This is a genomic window from Sphingomonas panacisoli (genome assembly GCF_007859635.1).
Lineage (GTDB): Bacteria > Pseudomonadota > Alphaproteobacteria > Sphingomonadales > Sphingomonadaceae > Sphingomonas > Sphingomonas panacisoli.
Window position 1 is genome coordinate 408,336 of record NZ_CP042306.1, and the last position, 22,613, is coordinate 430,948.

The following is a 22,613-nucleotide window of genomic DNA, read 5'->3' on the forward strand; positions in this document are numbered from 1 at the left end:
GGTTGCCAGATTATGAAACGTCAGACTCGCACCATCGCCCCTAACCCCCAACTAGCTCAAGTACATTTGCTTGCCTGAAGGCGCGATTTGCCGATGCCAACCCATCTCCAAGCCGCCAAGGCATTTGGCGTCCTGACGACCGCCCGGATGACATATGGTGCGCTCTTGCTAATCCAACAAGTCGACGGCGCAGGAGCAGCGCCGGCTTCACCAACCCAAGTTTTCACCGATCCCAAATCACCTGCCTTGATCATTTCGCTTCTCGTGACGCGGATCGGCGTCGCGTCGATCGTGCCATCGGCAAAACCCGGTATGGTTGTTGCGTACCCCAGCTTAAGCGGAAGGGCGGAGAGCAGCAGCCCCGTCATTCCGCCATGCATGTCATAATGTCGCCACTGCAACGTTCATCTCGCTTAGCCAGTCTGATGTGGATGTGTCGACAGGAAGCTGCGGCCGCCATCAACTTGTCGGCATAATCGTGACAGTTCTGCGAGGTAACGACCAGATCGCCCAGCTCGGCCACCTTCAGCTCGGTCGACAGCCGGACGAATACTGATTTTGTTGAAGCGAGGGTCGCGGGGGAGCGCGTGGTAATTGCGGACATCGATCGCCGCTCTCCTGGCGCAGAGTTTAGGTCGGAAGCCATAGATATGGCCAGTCGGCCGGACGATCCGCGAAACGGTCCGCACCCCGTAGCCGCCACGAGTTTCTCGGCCATTTGGGGTAACAGAGGGAAAACCGCCCCCTTTCGCATCGGCAGCCGAAATGCTCGGACTTTCGGAGGTCGGCCCGGGCGATGCCGTCATCGATTTCGTGCCCGGCGAAAAATATTACTGGACGCGGTTATTCAGCCCGTGGCTTGTTCGGCGCGCGCGGGATCGGCAAGCGCCTTGGTTATCGCGGGAGAGACGGCCTGCTTAGCGACAATCGCGGTTGGGACCGCCAGCGCCGCAGCTGCCGCCAAGATCGTCAGTTACCCATTGCTCTTTCCCATGATTTTTGTGCTAGCGGGCTATTGCCGATTGGCGGGATTGATGACGCTTTTGCTTTAAACATCCAGATTAGCGACACCAAGGGGGCTGTGATCGAGAGCCCCATGCAGCTCCCGAAAGCGGACATTAGGCGTGAACCGGGGAAACGGACCCCTAGGTCTCAAATAGCGCTTTAGGTTTCTAACACACCCGCTAGACTCGCCGTTATAAACGGAGGCTTTCGTGTGCTGAAACTTGATGCGGTAACTCACATCTATCCGAATGGTACGTGTGCGCTCGACGATGTGACTTTAAACATCCCAAAAGGCATGTACGGGCTGCTCGGGCCCAACGGAGCGGGCAAGTCGACGCTGATGCGATCGGTCGCGACGCTCCAGACGCCGACCTTTGGCAGCATCTGTTTCGGCGACATAGACGTTATCGCCGCGCCCGAACGCTTGCGTGAACGGCTCGGTTATTTGCCGCAGGATTTCGGCGTATATCCGCGTGTGTCGGCCTACGAAATGCTCGACTACATGGCGGTCCTGAAGGGCGTTGCCTCCGCGCCCGAACGCAAGGACACGGTTGAGACTTTGCTCAACCAGACCAATTTATGGGCTGTGCGGAAAAAGGCGATCGCCGGCTTTTCTGGCGGGATGCGCCAGCGTTTCGGTATCGCTCAGGCGTTGATCGGCAACCCCGAACTGATCATCGTCGATGAACCGACCGCGGGGCTCGATCCGGAGGAGCGCAACCGTTTCCTCAACCTGCTCGCCGAAATCGGCGAGAACGTGGTGGTGATCCTCTCGACGCATATCGTCGACGACGTCGCGGACCTTTGTCCGCGCATGGCCGTGCTAGCCGCCGGCAAGATCCAGATCGAGGGTGCGCCGCACCAGCTCATCGAGCGATCGCGCGGCAGTGTGTGGGCGAAGACGATCCCGCGCGAGCAACTCGACGAGTATCGTGAGCGGTTCGAGGTGATCTCGACGCGGCTGTTCGCGGGGCGCACGATCATCCACGTCCTGTCGCCGAGCGATCCGGACGACGGGTTCAAGGCGGTCGAAGGTGGGCTCGAGGACGTCTATTTCTCGACGCTGGCGCAAACGCGCCGCGCGTCCGTCGCCGCCTGAGCGCGACGATGTTCGGCAAAATCGCCCGCTTCGAGCTGCGCTACCAGCTCCGCAACCCGGTATTCTGGGTCGTCGCCATCCTGTTCTTCCTGCTGACATTCGGGTCGGTCACGATCGAGCAGATCCAGATCGGAAGCGGCGGCAACATCCACAAGAACGCACCGCTGGCGATCGCGCGGACCAGCCTGGTCTTCTCGATGTTCTACATGTTCGTCACCACGGCTTTCGTCGCAAACGTGATCGTGCGCGACGACGAAAGCGGGTTCGGGCCGATGGTCAAATCGACCCGGGTCAGCAAGTTCGACTACCTGATGGCGCGCTTCCTCGGCACCTTCCTGGTCGCGGCGATTTCGTTCGTCATGGTGCCGCTGGCGATCTGGTTCGGGTCGCTGATGCCGTGGGTCGATGCGGAGACCCTCGGGCCAAATCACTGGTCCGCCTATCTGTTCAGCTATTTCGCGCTGGCGCTGCCCAACCTCCTCCTTACGGCGTCGATCTTCTTCGCGGTCGCGACGATGATGCGGTCGATGATGTACAGCTATGTCGGGGTGGTTGTCTTCCTAGTCGGCTATATAATCTTCAACGCGGTGGTCCGGACGCGGCCCGAGCTGCGCGACGTGATCGGCTATATCGAACCATTCGGCTTCGCCGCTTACGGTAGTGTCGCGCGCTACTGGACCGCGTCGGAGTCGAATTCGCTGGTACCCGCGTTCGGCGGCGTGATCCTGTGGAACCGGCTGATATGGTTCGGGGTCTCGCTGGTCGCGCTGGCGCTTGCGTATTCGCGATTCTCTTTCACCGAGCGCGGCCTCTCCAAACGACGCGCGACGAAGCAGGCGCGAAAGGAACGCAAGCTGGCGGCGACGTCTCCGCTGGTGGTCGACCGGTTGCCACCGATGCGCCCGGCCCAGGCAGGCTTCGCTCAGCTCCGCGCGCGCTGCGCGTTCGAGATGCGGATGGTGTTTCGCAGCCCGGCCTTCTTCATCCTGCTCGCGCTGGGGATCGCCAATTCGATAGGCGGTCTGCTGCTCGCGAACGATCTTTACGGCACGCCGCCGCTGCCGCTCACCTTCGCGGCGATCGGTACACTCGAAGGCGCGTTCACTTTGTTCGTCTGGATCATTGCGATCTATTATTCGGGTGAGCTTGTCTGGCGCGACCGCGAGCGCAAGTTCCACGAGATTATCGATGCGACCGCGCTGCCCAATTGGGCCTATATGGTACCCAAGACGCTCGCGGTGACCGGCGTGCTGTTCAGCACCTTTGTTGCCGCGATGCTGACGGGTATGGCGGTCCAGCTGATCCGCGGCGTGAGCAACGTCGAACTCGGACAGTATGTAACGTGGTATCTGCTGCCGCAGACAGTAGACGCGGTGATCCTTGCGGTGCTCGCGGTGTTCGTTCAGGCGCTCAGCCCCAATAAATATCTCGGCTGGGCGATCATGGTGATCTACATCGTCGCGCAACTGACGCTGTCGAACATCGGCTTCGACCATCCGCTCTACAATTATGGCGCGGCCGGCGGGGCGTCGCTGTCGGACATGAACGGCAACCAGATCGGCGGTGCGGTGGGCTGGTGGTTACGGCTTTATTGGGGCGCGATGGCGCTCGTGCTGACGATACTTGCGCATCTGTTGTGGCGGCGTGGCACTGAAGCCAGGCTGAAACCGCGCCTTGCCCGGCTGCCGCGCCGACTGGTTAGCCATGCCGGCGGGCTGATGGCCGCCGCGCTGCTAGTGTTTTTCACAACAGGTACGTTTCTCTACTGGAACATCGATATCCTCAATACTTATCGCACGCAGGGCGGTCGCGACCGGATGCGCGCGGATTACGAGAAGAAATATTTGAGATTCGAGAACGTGCTTCAGCCTTCGACGACCGATATCACGCTCAATGTCGCGCTCTATCCCGCCGAACGCCGGGCTGAGACGAGCGGCACATACCGGTTTGTCAACGACACTGGCGCGCCGGTCGCCGACCTGCACGTGCGTCTGCAGGATTACGACACGAAGATCGTCGCACTCGACATATCCGGCGCCAAACTCGCCATGAACGACGAATCGCTCAAATACCGTATCTACCGCTTTGCCACGCCGCTCGCGCCGGGTGCCACCGGCACGATGACGTTCAGGACCGAACGCTGGCAACGTGGCCTGCGCGCAACCGGCGACGACACTCGCCTGATCGCCAACGGCACATTCCTCAACAATGACGAGCTGACCCCGCAGATAGGGATGAACCGCGACGCGCTGCTTGGCGATCCGGTTACGCGGCGGCGCTACGGGCTGCCGTCCGAGCTCCGGATGGCGAAGCTTGAGGACACCTCGGCGCAACGCCGCAACTATGTCGGTGATGCCGACTGGGTGCGGTCGAACATCACGGTTTCGACCGACGCCGGGCAGACTCCGATTGCGCCGGGGCGTAAGGTCTCGGATACCACCGCCAACGGACGCCGCACTGCACATTTTATCTCGGGAGCGCCGATCCTCGCTTTCTTTTCGATCCAGTCGGCGGCTTATGCCCAGAAGTCGCTGATGGCCTACGGGGTGAGGTTGTCGGTCTTCTACGACCCCAAGCACGCCTATAATGTCGATCGCATGCTGGGGGCGATGAAAACCTCGCTGAGCTACTACCGGACTAATTTCGGCCCCTATCAGTTCGACTATGCGCGAATCGTCGAGTTTCCCGGCTACGCCACCTTCGCGCAGGCGTTCGCCGGAACGATTCCCTATTCGGAAGGGATCGGGTTCATCGCCGACACGCGCGATCCCGACAAGATCGACTATGTCACCTATGTCACCGCTCACGAACTGGGCCACCAGTACTGGGCGCATCAGGTGATCAGCGCCGACATGCAGGGTGGCACGATGCTGATCGAGACAATGGCGCAATATTCGGCGCTGATGGTGATGAAGCAGTTGTACGGCGAAGACAAAATCCGCCGCTTCCTGAAGTATGAGCTCGATTCCTACCTGCGCGCACGCGGCGGCGAGCGGATCGAGGAACTGCCGCTCGATCGCGTCGAGAACCAGCCCTATATCCATTACCGCAAGGGCGCGGTGGTGATGTACCTGCTGCAGGACCGGCTGGGCGAAAACAGGGTCAATGCGATGCTGCGGCAATTGCTCGACAAGTATCGCTTCAAGAGCCAGCCTTACCCGCGGTCGCTCGACCTCGTGAACGGCTTTCTGTCGCTGGCGCGAACTCCGGGCGAGCGCGAACTGGTGCTTGATCTGCTCGACCGCATCACGATCTATGATCTCAAGGCGAAGACCGCGGACGTCCGCAAATTGCCCGACGGGACATTCGAGACCACCATCAGCGTCGAGGCGGCCAAATTCTACGCCAACGGCAAGGGGGTTGAGAAAGTCGCGCCAATCGCGGACGACATCGCGATAGGGTTGTTCGACCAGCGGCCGGGGATGGGCGCGTTCGCAGCGAGAGATGTTATTGCCATGCAGCGCTTCCCAATAAAATCGGGCGTGCAGGTGATCCGCGTGAATTCCAGGCGCAAGCCGGCTTTCGCAGGAATCGATCCCTACAATATGTATGTCGACCGCAATAGCGACGATAACTTGGTACCGGTTAGCTGATCAGATGGAACGTATCGGTGCGCCGCTCCAATCATGTTTCGGCGCTTTCACGCTCAGGCGGTGGCCGCTTAGTGCCCACTTGCGGACATTCCGCCGGGCGGCGCGAAGCCTCGAAAGGCTGCCGTCAGACTAAAGCGAACTCGTCTCCGTTCGCTAGTGTCCGTTCTTTCAAGCCGGCAGCCTAGCTCGCGACCATTTGCCACTCAGCTAGCGCGGCCGAGCGGCGTTCCTTGTAGGTCTGTCGATCAACGAGATGGCGTTCCAAGGCGAAGCGATTGTGGACGTTGGCCTGGACGGAAGCGAACTTCTGTAAGCTCTTCATCCGTCGGAACCGGAGCATCGCCCGTTCTTGTCGTCAGAAAGACTGGTGGCTGTTCTCACGCCTGACCGGTTCGGCGCTGATGGCCCTTATTTGTTCGGTGCGTTCGGGGCCGCCGATATAATGTATCCGGCAGTAGCGACGCGCTTCGCAAATCATCTTGTTGATCTATCCCTCACGGCACACCAATTCGTTAAAGTGATGTTGAATCATCCTTGGTTGGCCGAGTGGAGACTGGATCGGCCAGCCAAATAAAGCCTCGCAGCGCGTCAACGCTAGCGTCACACTTCGCCGGCAAAGCTCCTTCCATTGGGTACCTCCGCATTGGGGCGCAAGGTCGCGCGCTCGTAACCGAGATCGATCAGTTCCTCGGTTTGATTGGCGCCAAGCGAACGACCAAGCCCTCGGTGCTCGCTATATGCGACCGCGGCGGCGAGTCGTCGATTGGCATGTCCGATAAATGGTCAGCGGCGCTCGAAATGCTGTGGGCGTCCCCGACGCGCGCTCGACCCCTATGAAGCGCAACCATACTATTAGACACTATTGGACTGGTCTCTCAACGCGAGTCTGCGATCATTACCGCCGCGCTAGCGTGGGAGCTTTCTCAGACTAAACTCGGAGAGCTTGATGCACCCCAAGAGTCTTGCGACCGGTGTCTGTGCTGCAACCTTGTTGACCCGCTCAGCGTCGACGCGAATCGCGCTGGAGTCCACGGCCCCCGGTCCTGCGCCATCGCGAAGGACGGCGATAGCCCGATATCGGGCTCGCGACTGACGCCTCTACGAGACGACTGCACCAGTCTTCAAAAGGAAATTTCATGCGAGCACATGCCGTCGTGGCTCTTGCCGTCACTTTGTTAGCGAGTTCGGGCTCCGCCCAGTCTACGAAAAATTGTGTCACGCGCGCGGTCGGGTTGGGTGATGGCACGGTGAATGCCGCGCGACTTAAACCCTATGACAATGCTTTCACCTTCGTGACCCGACTAGAGAATGGTGAAAGTTTGTCTCCGGGCATCTGGACCGACCAGCTGCGTATACGGACCATCGACGGCCGACAGGTCATGGTTCGCACGCAAAGCCTCGCTTATTATAACGGGCGGGTGCTGACGAGCGTCAACGTTTTCGATCCCGTCACCTTCGCACCGATCAGCGGCATCATTAACAATCCCGATCGCACTCTGGAAAAGTGGACCTTCACGGAAAAGACTGCGGAGGTACATTCAACTGGGGCGGATGGGAGGGAATCCGTGCGCAACGTGGAATTCGCCAAACCCGCTTACGACTTCAATTGCTGCATGCGCAGCCTAATCCCAGCTGCGTTACCGTTGCGCGTCGGTGCTGTGTTCGCGTTGCCCGGAATTGTTGCCGACGAAGGGGATCCGGACGTCGTGACGTTTCGCGTTCTCAAGCGTGAAAAGGTAAAGGCCGGCTATCGCGGCATGATCGACGCCTGGGTCGTACAATCGCCGGTACCGGGTGGCGGAGAGGCTACCTTCTGGATTGCCGATACCGCGCCCTATCTCGTCCACATGACTCTCACGGGCGTTCCCGCAAATAAGACCGCCGAAGGCCTGCATTATGACCAATCCTACGACATGATCGGATAACGGCGCGAACAAAATCGACGCAGTGACATGACCCGTGCTGTCAGTCTGAAGCGAACTCGTCTTTCCACGATGGAGCTTGGTCTCGAGGGCAGGGGCCTAGCTCGCGAGGGACCACCACTCAGCTAGCGCGGCCGAGCGGCGTTCCTTGTAGGTCTGTCGATCAACGAGATGGCGTTCCAAGGCGAAGCGATTGTGGACGTTGGCCTGGACGGAAGCGAACTTCTGTAGCGACTTCATTCGTCAGAACCTGAGCATCGCTCGCTCCCTTCGTCGGAATGACAGGTGACCACTAGCTTGCGAGGGATTGCCACTTAGCGAGGCCCATGAGCGCCCCCCCTACCGGGTCGTTCCGGCCCATGCCGTTGACAACGCGCGGCTGGCCGTTGACAGCATTTTATCGCGCCAGGCCGATCCGTATGCCCAACACTTCGGCGGTCACTTTGCGCAACCGAGACGGTATCCTTTTAGTTCTAGGGACCAACGGCAGCTTCGTGCCGTAAATTCTGCTGTTCCGGCAATCGCGCTAGTTGCTCCAAAAGCGTACGATTATCTACACCGGAGCGGTCCGGCATACGCATTAAAACAGAAGCTTGCTTCCCTACGGTTCGGATCGAGTAGTGAATGCAATCGCTCGATCGACCCAGGCAATTCGAGCGACGGTCAACAAATGAGCATTAGCGTGCTCGAGACTTGCGATATCATTGGATCGTTCCGGAGAGCCATCGATAATAGTAAATCGGGCCCCTTCTAGCGCGTCTCTCATCGCATACAGCCAGTCGCGAAATGCTTTGGGTTCAATTGCGTCGGCGAATGCCACTCGCGTGCGAAATGGATCTTCGGGTACCAGATCTCGCGGCTCTATGCTGGTAATCCATTCTTTTATCGCGGCTTTTCCCTCATCCGTGCACCATAGGTGTGTAGTCCTTCGGCGATCAGATGTGTCGATTGTTGCCCGGATTAGTCCGGCACGCTTGAGCCGCGCGATGGCAGGGTAGGTGCTTCCCGGGCTATCAGAAGAATTGGTCGCGATTCTTTCCATCAGCGCTTTTCGGACAGAGTAGCCGGTGACAGGCTGACGTTTGCCAATGATGGCCAGAACATGGCTTTCATAGTGACTCAGGTGCGACATTGAATTCCAACGAGTAGCCAGAGCTGGTAGGACGTGCGCGCAGGAATGATCAGCGAGCGTTTGGCGGCGGGCTGAAGCGGGCATAGCGCGGCTGCTTCAGACCAATCACGGGCGAGGTAACGCCCCTCTCGTCCGGGTCCACCTGTAGTCGCACCGCATAAATGCCGAGACGCTGAAATGGTTCACACGCGCCCATCGCCACCATTTTCCGGCGAATATAGCCGAGCACCAAGGGTCTGGTCGCTCGCTTTGCGCCAATCGAATCAAGGAACTCGTCGATCTCGGTTACGAGCGCGCGGCCGCGGCGCGCGATGAAGGCGTAAGTCGCGGCTTCCGTGGGCGACAGAGGCACGTGGCATCCTCGCCACCAGACCGTCGGCGGATCGAATGCCACAACGATCGCGCCGCGCTTTAGGACAGGCTCGTCATCGTCGCCCGCGGGCTGACCGCAATGCGGGCATGCGCAGGCGTGTGGCACACCGGACAACGATGCCACGGCCTTTTCGAACACGTTGCGATTCTGATTCTGCACGGACATGTTTTAGATCGACGCGGCGGGCCTAGAGTGCGCAAAGCTGTCAACGGCACTCTGGCTGCCGCGAGCGGGGTTGGGTTATCCGATCAGCGGCTTACCAGCCCGGACGAACGGCGTCGCACGGTGAAAATGCCTTGGCCTTTTACGCAGGTCGCGACACGTCGGGTCGCTAGCCTCGTTACTGCGGGACAATTTCGTAACTGGGTTACGGCGAGAGCTAGGCTTCGCCGTTGTTCGCCAGAGATAGTGGTCCTATTCGTAGACGTATGGCGGCATGAACAGATCGCAAAAACCGATGAACGTCACCCCCCTCATTTGTGATCCCATGGCCGCGCGCTATTCTACAGCGGATGGCTGGGATTGGGTTTTTCAAGACAAGGCGGTCGCGACTGCAACGAGAATGGACGGTCGCGATCGTGGCGACAGTCTGTTTGTGGGTGGGTCAATTCGTCCTCCTTACGGTTGAGCGCGTCGCGGTCCTGGGCGAATTTCAGCCGGCCATGTTCCTGCCGCGCCTCATTGTCACCGGCGCGGCGATACTCATTTCGTTGGGGCTCGCGGCAATTGTCTTCCGGTTGCCCCAACGATCGTTGGGGGCGCAGGGATTTATCGGACTCGGCTGCGCGTTTGCCGCAACGCTGCTGCATGCGGCCGCAAATCTGGCGACGTTTCTTTCGCTGTTGCCGGCGAACGGGCATGGCGACGTGACGATCGCGGCGTATGCACCGCCAATGATGCAATGGTTCTGGTCGTATTTCGGCCTGATCGCGCTTCTGATCGCTATCAAATATGCCCTACGAGTCGAGGAGAGCGAACGACGCATCGCGTCGCTGGAGCGATCTGAACTCCAGGCCCAGATGGCTGCGCTTCGTTATCAGCTCAATCCGCACTTCATCTTCAACGCGATGAATTCGATCATTACGCTGATCGGCGAGAATCGAAATGCCGATGCGGAAGCGATGGTGGAAAATTTGTCCGATTTTTTTCGCCGCACGCTCGAACTGGCACCCCAGGAAGCCGTATCGATCGCCGAGGAATTGGCGCTTCAGAAATTGTATCTGGACATCGAGCGGGCACGTTTCAGCGATCGGCTGATTGTCGAGACCCACATCGCGCCGGACGTGGGCGACGCACTCGTCCCCGTACTCATTACTCAGCCGCTTGTGGAAAACGCGGTTCGACATTCCGTTGCGATGAGTTCTCAGCCAATTCAACTGTGCACTTCTGTGACGAGGTCTGCCGATCGCGTCAGCATCGAAATCCGCAACACGCTGACGTCGCGCAAGGGGCGACAGGGGCCGGGTGTCGGTCTGGCTAACATTGCCGCTCGATTGGCGGCGCGTTACGGTTCCGCTGCGTCGCTGGAATATGGCCCGGTCGATGGTGACTATGTTGCGACCATCAATTTTCCGTTCGAGTGCCGCGCGTGCTGAAAGTGCTTATCTGCGATGACGAGCCCATGGCGTTGCGGCGGCTGCGGCTTCTGCTCGATCGGATTGGGCAAACGCTGGTCGTCGGGGAGGCGTCGAATGGCCGTGAGGCGATAGAAGCGATCGCCGAGCATCGACCCGACCTCGTGCTCCTTGACATCGAAATGCCCGAACTCGACGGCTTCGATGTCGTCGATCACCTCGCCACAATCGACGGCAACATTCCGCTGATCGTCTTCGTCACGGCCTATCCTAATTTTGCGGCCTATGCATTCGACGCCGGCGTGATCGATTATCTGACCAAGCCGGTTCGCATCGGGCGGCTCGAGACCGCAATCGAGCGAGCGCGGCGATCACTGGCGGACCGCAGCGCGGGGGAGCGACTTGTCTCGCTTACGTCGGAGCTAGAAGCAATACGGACTGCCCATCGTGACGAAATTGGCGGCAACGTCATATGGGTGCGGCATCGCGCTGGCAATGTGCGGGTCGATCTCGACCAGCTGGATTGGGTGAAGGCCGAAGGCGAATATGTCCGTCTTTACTGTGGCGGGGACAGTTTTCTCCATCGCGATTCCATAACGGCCATCGCCGCCCGGCTCGACTCCGCCCGGTTCTTGCGTGTACATCGCTCGTACCTCGTCAATCGGCGGCTCATTACGGGGCTGACCAGAAAGACGACCGGAAGTTATTGGCTGGCATTGGGGAAAGATCTCGCGGTGCCGGTCGGCAAGAGTTACCGGCGTGTCGCGAGGGAAATCATTCGCCCGGGCCACTCCTGACGCGTCGATAGGCGTTTAGACTCCACGCGAGCTACATGGTCCGAACTGCATGTCGCTTGATGTGTCGGGGTTCTCGACTGTGTAGCGATCGAGCGTTGTCCCTGTCGAATCATGGTCTGATCGTCGCAGCGGGATCACCCATTCTCTTTACCCACCGCTTCGTGCGCGCATATCGAACCGGTGAAATCGTCACCGATCTGCAAAGACGTTTTACGAACGAGCGCATCGTAAGTTGTAATTCGGTTTTCGCCGCCAATTGCCAAAAGGCGCCGCAGGTAAGTGAGTTTCGCCATGCAAATCCAAATCGGTGGACTACAAGGATTGTGATTTTCTCGGCCTAGCTGAAATCGCTTCTGGCTAAGGCTTGCCGATAACGCATTGATATACATGAAGCTTATGTCGCCCTTGTCCATGGGGCAGCGCGATCGGCGCCATCGTCATTGAACGTTGGGATGGGTAGCAAGAACGAACGATACCTGCCGGCATGCGATCCATATCCTCCCGGGCCGTAAAGGCGCGATGTGTCCTTCGTGTGACGGCGTGTGCCGGATCGCTCGAATATCCTCCCGTTTTGGTTTCATTGGCACCACTTGGAGAGTAGTCCTGCTGCATTGCGATCGCACAAAGTGATTGACAAGAGCTGTCACTGCAAATGGAGAATTGTAAGTGGCGAAGATAGGGGTTCCGAGCCGTGCGAGGTATTATTTAGCGAATAATATCTGATCATAAAACAACATCGCGTTTCATAGTCGGTGCGTCGTATCGCGCCGATCCTATTGTAGTGTGACCATGATATTGCCCGCGGTTGGCGGATTACTGTGTCGATCGACGGTTGGCTCGCGAGCTCGTCGTCACAACGGGCACGGTGCGGTGCGCTCTGTCTCCAACGATTTGATCCAAATTCTCAGGGAGAAACTGAAATGGCTGTAGGGTTAATTAACAGGGGTCTTCGCGGGGGTAGTTCGCTGAGCACGCTGGCGCTGGTCGGGGCGGGCGTCGCCATGTCCGCGCTACTAGCGACCCCTGCGCTAGCGCAGGACGCAGCCGCAGCCGCCCCTTCGACCGCAGCCGCTCCCGCAACTGACGATCAAACCCAGCCGCAGACCCAGGCTCCTGCTTCGAGTGGCGACATCGTGGTCACCGGCTCGATCTCGCGCAACGCTGCGGCTGCGACAGCGTCGCCGGTCGTGTCAGTCACCGCGGCCGATCTTCAAAATCGCGGTATCAGCACCGTTGCGGACGCACTGCAGCTGCTGAGCGCCAACAACGCCGGTACGGCCGCGCCGAGCTGGTCGTCATTTGGCTTCGCCAGCGGCGCGAGCTCGCCGTCGCTGCGCGGCCTGAACAACGCCTACACGTTAACGCTGTTCAACGGTCAGCGCACCGCGTTCTATCCGCTGGGCGATGATGGCTATCGTACCTTCGTCGATATCAACACGATCCCGTCGTCGATCGTCGACCGCATCGACGTGCTGCAGGACGGCGCGTCGGCAACCTACGGTTCGGATGCAATCGCCGGCGTGGTCAATGTTATCGTCAAGCGTGAGATTACTGGCCTACACTTAAACGGTTCGGCTGCCATCTCGCAGCGCGGCGACAATGGCGAGCGCAAGCTCAGCGCGACTGCCGGCTACGGCAAGCTCGACGAGCAGGGCTTCAATATCTACGTCAACGGCGAATATCAGAAGAGCGATCCGCTGTTCCTGCGCGATCGCGGCTATCCGTTCCATACATCAGATCAGAGCAGGATCTGCGGCACTGCGGCGCAGGGATGTCTGGCCAACGGTATCTTCAACGGCATTCAATATGACGGCAGCTATGCCGGTTTCCAGCCGACACGCGTTCCGTTCGTCGCACCCTATAGTCCGACGCTGAATCAGGTCGGCAGCTATCAGATCCTGAACCCCGCCTTGGGTTGCCAGACGCTGAATTCGCAAACGCTGACCGCGGCGCAACGTGCCACTTCTGGTCCAATGACTGCCAATGGGCAGCCGTTTGGACCGGGCGCGGTATGCCAGGAAGACCTCACCAGCGAATATACGGCATACAATTCGAATATCACTCGCAAGGGGCTGAATGCGCGGGCGACTATCAAGCTGGGGTCGTTCGGCGAGGCCTATGTCATGGCCAATTACTACAACGCATCGACCAGTGATAATAACGCTGGCCCGCTTGGCTTCACGGGTCGGACCGCTCCGGGCGGCGTTAGAACCACCGTCACGGCAATCTATCTGCCAGTCTATGTCTGCTCAGCGGGGGTCAGTTCCGTCGTCGGCGGCAACTTGACGGCCTCGGGCTGCAATGCAGCCAATGGCACGTTGAATCCGAACAATCCTTTCGCGGCTGCCGGCAATCTGGCGGGCCTGTTCGCACTCGTTCCTGAAACGCGCGCAGTGACCACGGATACTAAAACGTACCGCTTTTCCGGTGGTATCAACGGGGTGATCGGCGATGGCTGGAACGTTGCGTTGACGGGTACGGCGTCCTCGGTAATCCTCAAGACCAAGAGAACCGGCTATGTCTATCTGCAGGGGCTGATGGACGCGATCGCGAAGGGAACCTACAATTTCCTCGATCAGTCGCAGAATACCCAGGCGCAGCACGATGCGGTGATCAAGCCGAGTTACAACCGATCGATCTCGAAGCTGACGCAGCTTCAGGCGTCGATCGACAAGGATCTGTTCAAGCTGCCGGGGGGTGCCGTCAATGTCGCCGTGTCGGGCGCGTTTCGATACGAATCGATCAATCAGCCCAGCGCCAACGGGCCTAACAACACGGCGCCGAACTCGCGCTATTACAGCCTCAATGCGGTTAGCGTGGTCGGTAACCGACGCGTTTGGTCGGCGGGCTACGAAGTCACCCTCCCGATCTTCGACATGCTGAAGGTCAAGGCTGAAGGCTCGTACGACAGCTATTCCACTAGCCAGAAGGCGTTTTCGCCGAAGTTCGAAGCCGAATTCCGGCCGATCGAGCAGATCAAGCTGCGTGGCACATACTCAAAGGGCTTCCGAGCGCCGAGCTTTAGCGAATCGTTCTCATTGCCAACCACCGGCTTCGCCGGCGCGACGATCAACTGTACAACGTTCGTCGCTTTCTGCGCGGCGCACGCGAGCAATCCGTCCTATCTGCAACCGTATTCCTATGGTTTGACGTCGTCCGGAAACCCGACACTAAAGGCCGAAAGGTCGCAGTCGTTCACCGCCGGTGTGGTGCTGACCCCGGTCCCGGCGATCACAATCACGACTGACTTCTGGCAGACCAAGATCAAGAACGTGATCATCCCCGCGGCAGCGTCGGCGGCGATCATCAGCCAATATTACACCAACAATGGCGTCGTAACCGCGCCCGGGTTTGTCGTTACCAAAGGGGCGCCCGATCCGTTGAACCCGACGGCGCTACCTCTGCTCGGGGAAATCGCCGCGTCTTATCAGAATGCCAACCAGTTCCTGGCGCGTGGGTTCGATTTCTCGATTTCCGGCCGTTTCCAAATCACGAACGGAATGAAGTGGATTTCGAGTGCGAATGCTTCGCTGTTGACGCGTCTGCAGCAGACCCTCGGAAGCGGTGCGGTCCAGCGGTACGATAATTCGCTCGGCCAGTGCGGGATCACGGGCTGCTCAGGCGCGCCGAAATGGCGTGGAAACTGGCAGAACACACTGGACTTCAACGGTGGCGGCAGCATCAGCGTGACCGCTTATTACACCAGCGGCTACTCTTCGATCGCGACAGATTCCGGCGGTGTGTATGGCGACTGCCAGGCCAGTGCCGGTGTCCAGTTGGTTACCTATCCCAACGGCGATCCGGTGCAGTGCCACACCAAGTCGGTATTCTACCTCGACGGCCATGGCGAGCTGAAGATCCAGGACCGCCTGACTTTGTATGTCGATGTCAAGAATCTGCTCAACACCAAGCCGACCTATGATCCGAACGGCGCGTACGGGATCTATCAATTCCAGCCCGCCTGGAGCGATAGCCTGTTCATCGGTCGCTTCTTCCGGGTCGGCGCGAAGGTCGATTTTTAGTCGCCGGCAAACCGCTCAACCGATGCGGTGCGGGCTAACAAGCGCCCCGGCGAAAGGCCGGAGCGCACGTTCTTCACAATGATGTTGCGATTGGAGCGTCGATGTTCTCTCAACTGATGGCTTTGGCCCTGAGTGGCGGCATGCAAAGTTCCGCGGTCGATCAACCCGCGCCATCGCCTCCCGCCTGCGCCGCAAGCGAAAATCGCCAGTTCGATTTCTGGGTCGGCAAATGGGATGTGTTCGATCCCAAGACCAATAAGAAAGTCGCGGAGAGCCTGATCGAGTCCGTCTATCGGGGTTGCGGCATTCGCGAAAATTGGCGTCCGAAAACCTCAGGCGGCGGCAGCCTGAACATCTACATCCCGCAAGAAAAGAAGTGGTTCCAAAGCTGGATCGACGCGCAGGGCAGCCGGGCCGAGTTCGTCGGGGGCTGGAACGGCAAGGCGATGGTGTTGGAGGGCGATTGGCCGACGCCAGCCGTTCCCGGTCAACCGAACCGCGTTCGGATGACCTATACGCCGTACCCTGACGGATCTGTGCGTCAGACGGGTGAAGTTTCGACCGATGATGGGAAGACCTGGAAACCAAGTTTCGATTTTATCTACCGCCACGCCGCTGAAGGAGAGGCCAAATGAAGCGCATCATTTCCATTGCCCTCGTGTTGGCCGCTGCAGGCGCAAACGCGCAGCAGAAGCCAACGCCCGCGGTGCCTCCTCAGACAAAAGGCTGCGACACGCCGGAAAGTCACCAGTTCGATTTTTGGGTCGGCAATTGGGAAACGTTCAACAACAGCGATGGATCGCCCGCCGGCACCAATAACATCGAGAAGCTCTACAAAGGCTGCACGATTCGCGAAAATTGGATTGAACCTGGCCTTACCGGCGGTAGCCTGACGACGTATGACGTCAGGGATGGTAAATGGCACCAGGCGTGGACGGATTCGTCGGGCAGCTGGCGAACCTTCGTCGGTGGAATGGTCGGTGGCAGCATGGTCATGATCTGGTCTCACCCTTCGGTTCGCATGCCCGGCAAGACCGCGCAGGAGCGGATAACGATCACGCCCAATCCCGACGGTACCGTCCGCCAGCATGGCGAGCTGAGCTTCGACAGCGTTAACTGGGTCGACGCTTACGACATCACCTACCGACGCATTGCCAAGCGGCGCACCCGGTAATTCTCCGTGGTGTGTCGGCTCCGGGCGTTGTTACTTCCTTCAACCTTGAAATGAAGTGTGTGGTGTTGTGACGAAGGTGTATGTATATATGTGTTTGCAAAGTAAATCAAAGACTTGTTGCTACCCTTTACGAGATGGTGTGTCGCGCACTCAGTTTGAAGACGCGCGAAAGCGCACTACGGCAGCGCTCGCGATGGGCGAGAGATGAACTACAGCTGCTATCGTTGGCTGCACTTTAAGTCGATTGAGGATCGGTCCAATGCGCTGAGCGAGCCTCCGATCCTAGCGGCCTCGTCGTCAATACAACGCTGTCTGGGGGTTCGTGGGTCCTTCGGCCTGACAGCACAACATCAACCACTCCATAGCCGGGCACGACGATGGTGCGAGGAAGCGCGCGAGGATCGTTGGTGGGGACGGGTTGCACCACAATACTGCCTCGGCCCGGCACTATAACGGTGCGCGGCGGCGGGAGCTTATCTTTGTCATCGTACAACTGCGCTGAAGTCGGTGAAGCGCAACCGATAGCGAGCGTTATAGCCAAAAACGTTGTGCTGTGCTCCGTGCTCTTCATGCGATGCTCCAAGTGCCGGTACCTATGGATTTGCATCTTCTAGAATCACTCAAGATAAAATTGTGTTTCGCACCACCCTGCCGCTCAGCTTTTTCCACGAGGGTCGAGTTTAGGGCTCTATTAATGCGATCGGAGCTCTGGTCGGCTGATCGCAATGCAATCGTAAGCTTACGCGCTGCAATAATCCTGCTCGCATAAGCTTTTAAAGTCACACGGCAGATAAGTCTTTTCGTCAATGGGTTCGCGGCATCAGTGCAGGCAATATCCGCAGTTGAGTCGAAAGCGGTCGTCCGAAAATAGCGATTAGGAGTGGCAGCTATCGCGCCTCGAGGCCCGGAAGCTGTTAGTCCGCGAACGATTCAAAAGTAAACGTCCGTTATCGATGGCATCTATCTTCATAGCTCGACTGTCACTGCTAAAGTTACTCATGTCATTCAAGTTGCATCACGGCAGGCCCGACACCCTTTATTGAGATCGCCGGGGTCACGAATTGAATCATCTACGCCCGATCGCTCAATATTTAAAACCACGTCCGGCGATCGCCGACAGCACGGGGCCGTTCATTGGGCGCTACAGCAAACCGAGTGATACCAATTTGGATGTGATTGGCACTGCAACGTTGTGGTTTGCGTATATGCTGCTGCGTAACGGCGGGGGTGAGCCATGATGAGCACGGGCGTTTGCCGCTGGGCGATCGGATTTTTGCTGACGTGGGTCAGCGCAGTGCCCGCGTGGGCTGACGACGTCGTTATCAAACGACACGTGACCGTCCGCGACCAAGCGTCACGTCAGTCAGCGGCACTCACCTACCCTGATATCGACACCAAACTCAAACTCCTGGACGATGGCGCCAAAGTGCATGGCTATTACCATGTGCTGTTGCCTGATGGCCGCGCGGGCTGGGTCTATTACACGTTTGTCCAGCGCTTCCCTGAAACTGCTGCAACGCCCCCAGTTGGCGTGACGTCCAGCGCCGTCATGGCCGTGCATTACATCAATGTTGATCAGGGCGCCGCTGCACTCCTTGAATTTCCCTGCGGTGATATATTGATCGACGCAGGCGGCCGCCGTGGTGACCAAGTGTCGTCGGATCACTTGATGGCGTACTTGGCCGCGTTTTTCGCACGGCGCCCTGACCTCAATAACACTATCAACGCCGTGTTTGTCACGCACACGCATGTTGACCACAATTCAAACTTAAAGCGCGTCGCGTCAACGTACCGTATCAATGGCTACGTCCATAACGGCCTCACTTATGGCTCAGGCAGTGCCAACGCCAAATGGATGCTCAGTTACGCACCAACGGCGACGCCCGCCATCAACACCGAAGCGGTGAGCGGTGAAGCCGTTGCCGCAGCTGGTACTAGCGGCATCACTGACGCCACCATTGACCCTATTGCGTGTTCTGGAGTCGATCCCAAGGTCCGTGTGTTGGCGGGCGGCTGGGGCGACAACCCCGGCTGGCCAGATGGTGACTTTGACAATGGCAACAACCACAGCCTGGTCATCCGCATCGACTTTGGCGCCTCATCGTTCCTGTTTACGGGCGACATGGAGGATACCGCGCTCGACACGTTGGTGGCGCGCTATGCTGGCACCTTTATGCTCGACGCTGACGTTTGGGCAGTTGGCCACCACGGCTCCTATAATGGCACTACCTCGTCGCTACTGGCTGCCGTCACGCCCAAAATTGCTGTCATCTCGATGGGCCCCTCCACCACGCAAGCGCAATGGACCGCCTGGGCGTACGGGCACCCGCGTAAGCAAGCCGTCATGCTGTTGGTCGACGCCGTTTCAGCCCGCCGCCTTACGCCCAAAAGCGTGACTGTCGCTGACAAAGTGAAACTGTTTTCCAGCTACACCATGACCAAAGCCGTTTACGCAACCGGCTGGGACGGTGACGTCACGGTCGGCGCGGATACCGCCGGTTCCTACAACGTCCAATTGGGGCAGTGAGCGCCCGCAAACGGGCGCAATCGCGCGTCGCAAACACATGGTATTTGACCACTTTTACACTGAGCTTTTCGCGACGTAGCGGCCGCAGAGTCGTTGCCACTACCGCGTGTTGCAAACTCTTCAGCGCACGCCCGCGCTCATAAAAACACAAACCAAAAAAGGAAAAAATTGCGTGGCCGCTCTCACTGTCCTGCACCTGTCTGATTTTCATTTCAGCTTGAAAAAATGGCCCGACGCTAGCCTGATCATCGACGGCCTAATCGTTGATCTAAAGGAACAGGCGAAGGCTAACTGGCGCGCTGACATTGCCATATTTTCCGGAGACCTTTTTCAGGCGGGCGGTGCTGATATGCCCGTCGCAGCGTTCGAGAAGGACGTGCTGAGCCCCGTGCTTGCCGCGGCCGGTCTGACGTTTGATGAGTTGTTTATTTGCCCTGGCAACCACGACATCGATCGCGAGTGGGTGCGGGCTAACCAACCGATCCAGGCGGGGCTGCTAACGCAACTGGGCAGCCGGGATGAGTTGAACAAGTTTGCTGACCAGCAACTAGCGACGCCGAGCGACGCATATTGGGGGCGGCTTGAAGCTTATTCAGCTTACAAACAAAAGTTTGCCGCCAGTCACCGTGTGGAATCGACGCCGTTCAGCGACGTGTACAAATTTACTACGGCGTCCAAGGTAAGCGTCGGGATAGCGTGTTTTAACACAGCATGGCTTTCCACCGGCGAGGAAGGCGACATCGATCGCGGCAAGCTGTTGCTACCGGAGCGCGCAATACACGCTGCGGCAAAAACGCTTACTGACTGCGCCATCAAAATTGCCGTCCACCACCACCCACTGGACTATTTGGCCGACTTTTGCAGATTTGACGCGCGGGCACTGCTGTTTAAAAATTTCAACGTCATTTGCTACGGTCATATGCACCAAGCAATGCCGCTGATGACTAGGTCATCCATTGGCGAAAACGTATCCAGTGAGGCTGGTGCGTTGTATACGTGGCGGCAATATTACAATGGTTATTGCTTTATCAGGGTCGACACCGACGCCCGGACGACAACGTTCAAGCACCGCAAATGGTTGGATAGCCCAGCTTATAAATTTGGGGCGGCGGAAGAATTATCGAACGGCGAGAGTGTGTTTCATTGGGGTAACGCACAGCAAGCAGCGATCGTCAGGGATCTAATTGACGTCAACAAAGTTTTTCGCCCATTCCTGGAAGAGCAGGCGAATGAACATATGTTGTCGTCGCACACGACGACAAGTGCACCCAATAGCTTTGAAGAACTGTACGTCCCCGTGCCCATTTCAGCGAAAACGCATGATGGGGAATCACCATTTGCTTCAGCTGAATATCTGTCCGTCGATTCGATCATCGAGCGCCCTGGCGTCCAAGTTGTCTTTGGCAACCGCGAAGCTGGCAAGACAACATTGGCGTACAGCATTGCGCTGACCGTCGCTCAAAGCGAAAAAGCGCCAATCAAGGCACCGATCATCATTGATTTGGAGAAAACCACGGCTGGCGCGAATGTTATTCAGCGCGAAGCGAAAAAGTGTTGGCGGTCGCGAATTTGCAGGACCGCTTGCAAACGTTTTTGACGGACGGGTCCTTGATCTTCCTGTTTGATAACTACGAGCCGGCGGACCGGCGGCGTTCGCAAATGATCCGTGATTTTGCGAAAAGCTACCCGAAGATCACCATTGTTTTGTTTGCTGATGAACGGGGAGGGCCGTTTCAGCGCAACACGCTAGAGAACTTGGAAGGAGAACCTCGCTCCCTTTCGCTGCACCCTCTGAAGCGTAAGGAGGTGCGAGAGCTCACCAAGCGTTGGCTGGCGCCTTCAGGGCTCTACAGTACGGAGACGTTCCACGCCGTCTTGCGTAAAATCCAGACGTCAGGGCTACCCACGACGGCATACGTCGTTTCAATGATCGCCTGGACACTTGAACGTCAAAACTTGAACGCAAACATCAACGAGGCGGCGCTGCTGGAAAGATTTGTCGATGCTATTTTGAACAAGGCGGATGCGAAGGAAGTCAACCGTGCGTCATTAGACTACACGATCCGTGAAAGCTTTCTCGCTGAGCTATCCTACAAGCTTCGTGAATCCGATCGCTACACCATGTCACTGGATGAACTTGACCAGGTCGCGGGCGAGTATGTGGCCGCTCGAGGGTGGACGACAAATGCGGCAAACTTTGTCCGAGACCTCATCAATACTGGGATTCTCATCGAGGTCGATGGTACCGTGGGTTACAGGTACCGTTGCCTGCGCGAATATTTCCTCGCCAAATATATCAACGAAGACGACGAGTATCGTGAGTTTGTCTACGCTGAAGCTAATTACTTGGACTTTGATCGTGAAATCGACATCCTAACGGGGCTGCGCCGTAAAGACAAAGCGCTCCTCGAAAAGCTAATCCGATACACTGACGCCCATGTGGCCGCCGGCCTTGACCCTTACGATCTTCAGGACTTTGACAATGTCACATTTCGCTTTGGCGCCGAGCGAACTCTGATGAAGCGCCCAGAATCGCTGAGTGACCTTGGGATAGATGATGAAATAATCGAAGGCGTGCTTGACACAGCGGACGAGGAAAATGGCCCGAAAGCGATTTCTGGTGATCTGGAAAACGGTACTAGGCCGCCCAACCGCAATAAGATACGTGACATGGCCACAACTTATTCAAGCATTACTCTACTTTCTAAAGTCGTGCGAAACAGCGAGCTCTTGACCGATCTCGAATTGAAAAAACGCGCTGTGTTGTCGTCAATCAGCCATTGGGGCGTTTTTATTGGGCATGTTGTTTCGAGCTTCGACAAAGCCATCGACAGTGAGGAGCCGGGTAGGGAGAGCCGTTACCTGGGTAAGCTGACCGATGAGCAGCGACAGTTTGTCGAACACTTTGTGAAAGTGATGTTGCCCTTGTTTCTTAGCGGCAGCATTCATAGCTCCCTGGGCACTGAAAAGTTGAGGGCCATATTTGAGAGTATCGTTGGTGATGACAGTGAGCCGTTGCTTGTCCGTTTGCTCACCGCATTTCTCCTAATCGATGTATCATTTTTGGATAGGAGCGAAGCGGCTGGCGAGATGATCAAACGCGTTGAGGCGTTCGCTAAAACACTCAATTCTAGGTTCGTGTCGGAATTGATCTGCGAGAAATTACTCTTTGTCTATTCCAGTCCCAATATTGGCCAATCCAATCGCGTGCTAATTGAGCGTTTCTATGCCGAGACCCAATTACGATTGTTCGGGATTAAGGCAGGTTCGCCGCGATATAGCCAAGGCAAAAGCGGCATCGTCAAAGAGATGCGGGAGAAGATCGCTGATGACGATACAGATGCTTAGCCGGAAGGCGTTGGGCGACACCGAGGATAGAGCACCGTGATCGAGAG

Annotated in this window: 16 protein-coding genes and 1 pseudogene; 11 read left to right on the forward strand and 6 right to left on the reverse strand. The window is 57.8% G+C overall.

Annotated elements, in window-relative coordinates; translation table 11 throughout:
* Positions 1-56 precede the first annotated feature (56 nt).
* Positions 57-368: a DUF3108 domain-containing protein gene (locus tag FPZ24_RS02065; protein ID WP_146569492.1), complete on the reverse strand. Its 312-nt coding sequence runs from the start codon at positions 366-368 to the stop codon at positions 57-59.
* A complete protein-coding gene (locus tag FPZ24_RS02070) occupies positions 365-604 on the reverse strand; it encodes a hypothetical protein (RefSeq protein WP_146569493.1) in 240 nt (79 codons plus the stop codon). Before FPZ24_RS02070 ends, FPZ24_RS02065 begins: the two co-directional genes overlap by 4 nt.
* Before the next feature lie 696 nt (positions 605-1,300).
* Here FPZ24_RS02070 and FPZ24_RS02075 point away from each other — a divergent pair.
* The 3 genes from FPZ24_RS02075 to FPZ24_RS02085 all read left to right on the forward strand — a co-directional run bounded on the left by FPZ24_RS02075 (position 1,301) and on the right by FPZ24_RS02085 (position 7,622).
* On the forward strand, positions 1,301-2,104 hold the full coding sequence (locus tag FPZ24_RS02075) for an ABC transporter ATP-binding protein (RefSeq protein WP_240047575.1): 804 nt from the start codon (positions 1,301-1,303) through the stop codon (positions 2,102-2,104).
* A gap of 8 nt (positions 2,105-2,112) precedes the next feature.
* Positions 2,113-5,697 carry an ABC transporter permease/M1 family aminopeptidase gene (locus FPZ24_RS02080; RefSeq protein ID WP_146569495.1) on the forward strand — a complete coding sequence of 1,195 codons (3,585 nt, stop codon included), beginning with the start codon at positions 2,113-2,115 and terminating at the stop codon, positions 5,695-5,697.
* Between the two features lie 1,136 nt (positions 5,698-6,833).
* Positions 6,834-7,622: a DUF3108 domain-containing protein gene (locus FPZ24_RS02085; RefSeq protein WP_146569496.1), complete on the forward strand. Its 789-nt coding sequence runs from the start codon at positions 6,834-6,836 to the stop codon at positions 7,620-7,622.
* Positions 7,623-7,718: 96 nt separating this feature from the next.
* Here the strand turns inward: FPZ24_RS02085 and FPZ24_RS17900 are convergent.
* The 3 genes and pseudogenes from FPZ24_RS17900 to FPZ24_RS02095 form a co-directional block, all read right to left on the reverse strand.
* A pseudogene (locus FPZ24_RS17900) lies at positions 7,719-7,913 on the reverse strand (IS6 family transposase); the annotation flags it as partial.
* Between the two features lie 307 nt (positions 7,914-8,220).
* On the reverse strand, positions 8,221-8,835 hold the full coding sequence (locus FPZ24_RS17905) for a PadR family transcriptional regulator (RefSeq protein ID WP_146569497.1): 615 nt from the start codon (positions 8,833-8,835) through the stop codon (positions 8,221-8,223).
* Positions 8,801-9,289: a hypothetical protein gene (locus FPZ24_RS02095; RefSeq protein ID WP_146569498.1), complete on the reverse strand. Its 489-nt coding sequence runs from the start codon at positions 9,287-9,289 to the stop codon at positions 8,801-8,803. The genes FPZ24_RS17905 and FPZ24_RS02095 overlap by 35 nt, the downstream gene beginning before the upstream one ends.
* A gap of 434 nt (positions 9,290-9,723) precedes the next feature.
* Between FPZ24_RS02095 and FPZ24_RS02100 the strand changes: the two genes are divergently transcribed.
* Together FPZ24_RS02100 and FPZ24_RS02105 are read left to right on the forward strand one after the other, a co-directional pair.
* Complete coding sequence (locus FPZ24_RS02100) at positions 9,724-10,719, forward strand: sensor histidine kinase (RefSeq protein WP_186728981.1); 996 nt, start codon at positions 9,724-9,726, stop codon at positions 10,717-10,719.
* The gene (locus FPZ24_RS02105) at positions 10,713-11,495 is read left to right on the forward strand and encodes a LytR/AlgR family response regulator transcription factor (protein ID WP_146569500.1); all 783 of its coding nucleotides are present in this window, start codon (positions 10,713-10,715) and stop codon (positions 11,493-11,495) included. Before FPZ24_RS02100 ends, FPZ24_RS02105 begins: the two co-directional genes overlap by 7 nt.
* A gap of 134 nt (positions 11,496-11,629) precedes the next feature.
* Here FPZ24_RS02105 and FPZ24_RS02110 read toward each other — a convergent pair whose 3' ends face one another.
* Positions 11,630-11,908 carry a hypothetical protein gene (locus tag FPZ24_RS02110; RefSeq protein WP_146569501.1) on the reverse strand — a complete coding sequence of 93 codons (279 nt, stop codon included), beginning with the start codon at positions 11,906-11,908 and terminating at the stop codon, positions 11,630-11,632.
* A gap of 405 nt (positions 11,909-12,313) precedes the next feature.
* On the opposite strand from FPZ24_RS02110, the gene FPZ24_RS02115 reads away from it, so the two are divergent.
* The 6 genes from FPZ24_RS02115 (at position 12,314) to FPZ24_RS02145 (ending at position 22,566) form a co-directional block, all read left to right on the forward strand.
* Positions 12,314-15,517: a TonB-dependent receptor plug domain-containing protein gene (locus FPZ24_RS02115; RefSeq protein WP_240047576.1), complete on the forward strand. Its 3,204-nt coding sequence runs from the start codon at positions 12,314-12,316 to the stop codon at positions 15,515-15,517.
* 101 nt (positions 15,518-15,618) lie between these two features.
* Positions 15,619-16,152 carry a hypothetical protein gene (locus FPZ24_RS02120; RefSeq protein WP_146569502.1) on the forward strand — a complete coding sequence of 178 codons (534 nt, stop codon included), beginning with the start codon at positions 15,619-15,621 and terminating at the stop codon, positions 16,150-16,152.
* On the forward strand, positions 16,149-16,691 hold the full coding sequence (locus tag FPZ24_RS02125) for a hypothetical protein (protein WP_146569503.1): 543 nt from the start codon (positions 16,149-16,151) through the stop codon (positions 16,689-16,691). The genes FPZ24_RS02120 and FPZ24_RS02125 overlap by 4 nt, the downstream gene beginning before the upstream one ends.
* Before the next feature lie 1,234 nt (positions 16,692-17,925).
* Positions 17,926-19,218 carry an MBL fold metallo-hydrolase gene (locus tag FPZ24_RS02135; protein WP_146569504.1) on the forward strand — a complete coding sequence of 431 codons (1,293 nt, stop codon included), beginning with the start codon at positions 17,926-17,928 and terminating at the stop codon, positions 19,216-19,218.
* 172 nt (positions 19,219-19,390) lie between these two features.
* Positions 19,391-20,815, forward strand: a complete 1,425-nt coding sequence (locus FPZ24_RS02140) for a metallophosphoesterase family protein (RefSeq protein WP_186728983.1) — start codon at positions 19,391-19,393, stop codon at positions 20,813-20,815.
* A complete protein-coding gene (locus tag FPZ24_RS02145; protein WP_146569506.1) occupies positions 20,773-22,566 on the forward strand; it encodes an NACHT domain-containing protein in 1,794 nt (597 codons plus the stop codon). The genes FPZ24_RS02140 and FPZ24_RS02145 overlap by 43 nt, the downstream gene beginning before the upstream one ends.
* The last annotated feature ends 47 nt before the right edge of the window (positions 22,567-22,613 follow it).

What these genes read in the sequence shown, in the direction of transcription:
- FPZ24_RS02065 (WP_146569492.1), bottom strand. Translation starts at nt 368, where the DNA reads ATGACGGGGCTGCTGCTCTCCGCCCTTCCGCTTAAGCTGGGGTACGCA.
- FPZ24_RS02070 (WP_146569493.1), bottom strand. Translation starts at nt 604, where the DNA reads ATGTCCGCAATTACCACGCGCTCCCCCGCGACCCTCGCTTCAACAAAA.
- FPZ24_RS02075 (WP_240047575.1), top strand. Translation starts at nt 1,301, where the DNA reads ATGTACGGGCTGCTCGGGCCCAACGGAGCGGGCAAGTCGACGCTGATG.
- FPZ24_RS02080 (WP_146569495.1), top strand. Translation starts at nt 2,113, where the DNA reads ATGTTCGGCAAAATCGCCCGCTTCGAGCTGCGCTACCAGCTCCGCAAC.
- FPZ24_RS02085 (WP_146569496.1), top strand. Translation starts at nt 6,834, where the DNA reads ATGCGAGCACATGCCGTCGTGGCTCTTGCCGTCACTTTGTTAGCGAGT.
- FPZ24_RS17905 (WP_146569497.1), bottom strand. Translation starts at nt 8,835, where the DNA reads ATGCCCGCTTCAGCCCGCCGCCAAACGCTCGCTGATCATTCCTGCGCG.
- FPZ24_RS02095 (WP_146569498.1), bottom strand. Translation starts at nt 9,289, where the DNA reads ATGTCCGTGCAGAATCAGAATCGCAACGTGTTCGAAAAGGCCGTGGCA.
- FPZ24_RS02110 (WP_146569501.1), bottom strand. Translation starts at nt 11,908, where the DNA reads ATGGACAAGGGCGACATAAGCTTCATGTATATCAATGCGTTATCGGCA.
- FPZ24_RS02120 (WP_146569502.1), top strand. Translation starts at nt 15,619, where the DNA reads ATGTTCTCTCAACTGATGGCTTTGGCCCTGAGTGGCGGCATGCAAAGT.
- FPZ24_RS02125 (WP_146569503.1), top strand. Translation starts at nt 16,149, where the DNA reads ATGAAGCGCATCATTTCCATTGCCCTCGTGTTGGCCGCTGCAGGCGCA.
- FPZ24_RS02135 (WP_146569504.1), top strand. Translation starts at nt 17,926, where the DNA reads ATGATGAGCACGGGCGTTTGCCGCTGGGCGATCGGATTTTTGCTGACG.